Annotated in this window: 2 protein-coding genes; both read left to right on the plus strand. The window is 65.3% G+C overall.

Annotation, left to right across the window (positions count from 1 at the left end):
• On the plus strand, positions 1-873 hold an 873-nt coding region (locus tag MNAB215_RS00005), incomplete at its 5' end, for a peptidylprolyl isomerase (RefSeq protein WP_131829059.1).
• 272 nt (positions 874-1,145) lie between these two features.
• The coding region (locus MNAB215_RS00010) for a serine/threonine-protein kinase (RefSeq protein ID WP_245830080.1) at positions 1,146-1,656 on the plus strand (511 nt) is incomplete at its 3' end.

Consider the following 1,656-nt stretch of genomic DNA (forward strand, 5'->3'; position numbering starts at 1 on the left):
GCGCTGCAAGCCCCGCCATCGAACCGTCGGCTCGTCCTCGCCATTGTCGGTGGGTCGGTCTTCGCGTTGGTCGCGGTGGTCGCCTTGGTGATTGCCCTGATCAGCCGCAGTGACGGCCACAGCGGCACAGGCAGCGCGTCGTCGAGTGCCCCGCTCCATCCCAGAACACTCAAACCGGGAGTACCGCTACCGACGGCGGGAGCGAACCCGACGGGAGCCGCCGTACCGCCCTTGCCGGCGTTCGCGCCGCCGGCCGATCTCGGTGCCAACTGCCAATACCCGACGGTGTCGGCGGACTCCCAGGATGCGTCCCCCAAGCCCGTCACCCTGCCGCCGACGGGCAAGGTGTCCACCACTCCGCCGGTGATCAACGCCACCATCGCCACCAACTTCGGCGATATCGGCATCCAACTCGCCAATGCCGAATCCCCCTGCGCGGTAAACAGTTTCGTCAGCCTGGCGCGACAACAGTTCTTCAACAACACCGAATGCTCCCGGCTGACCACGACTCCCGGCATGGGCACGCTGACATGCGGCGGTCCCAACAGCGATGGCACTGGCGGCCCCGGTTACGAGTTCGCGGACGAATACCCCGTCAACCAGTACAGCCCCAGTGATCCCGCGCTCAGAGCGACAGTGCTGTACCCGCGCGGGACGCTGGCCCTGGCCACCTCCGAGCCGAACACCAACGGCAGCCAGTTCGTCATATTCACCACGGACGCCGAAAGTCCACCGGTCAACACGGTATTCGGTTCGGTCGACCAGGCGGGCCTGACGGTGGTCGACAAGATCGTCGCCGCGGGTGTTGCCGGCAATCGAGACAGCGGCATGCCCACCAACCCGGTCACGATCACCTCGGTACAGATCGGCTGAGCCCCAGACGGCGGTTGCGTTGCGCAGCAAGGCCGTAGCGCGATCAGCACCGCGATCGAAAGTTGAATACTGTTGCAGCCCTTGTCTTTCCGTGCACCACGACGCACTACCGGATGGTCGCCGCTCCTCGACGATTACCGGCGGCACAACACGAATCAGCATTGATTGTGCGCGATCACACGCTGCGGGGCACTTGAGGAGTTTATGGTTTTGGCGTGGGGTTGGACTCCTTCGGGCATTACGAGCTGCGTGGCGTTTTGGGCCGTGGCGGCATGGGGCAGGTCTTTCGCGCCTACGACGTCGACACCGACCGAATAGTGGCCCTCAAGGTGCTGCCCACGCATTTGGCCCAGGACGACGAATTCCAGCAACGTTTTCGCCGCGAGGCGCGCATCGCGGCGAGCCTCAACGACCCGCACGTGGTGCCCATCCACAGCTATGGCGAGATCGACGGGCAACTCTATGTCGACATGCGCTTGGTCGAGGGCCGCGACCTCGAGCACTACATCGCCGAAAACGGCGGACGCCTGCGCGCCGACCGCGCCGTCGCGGTGATCGAACAGGTTGCGGCAGCACTTGATAGCGCCCGCGACATGGGACTGATCCACCGCGACGTGAAGCCGTCCAACATCCTGATCACCAACGCGCGAGACTTCGTCTACCTGATCGACTTCGGCATCGCGCGCACCGCCGCCGACACCGCCCTCACCCGCGCGGGCCACACCATGGGCACGGTCGCCTACATGGCGCCCGAACGGTTCAAGGGCACGACCGATCACCGCG

The organism is Mycobacterium numidiamassiliense, from assembly GCF_900157365.1.
Classification (GTDB): domain Bacteria; phylum Actinomycetota; class Actinomycetes; order Mycobacteriales; family Mycobacteriaceae; genus Mycobacterium; species Mycobacterium numidiamassiliense.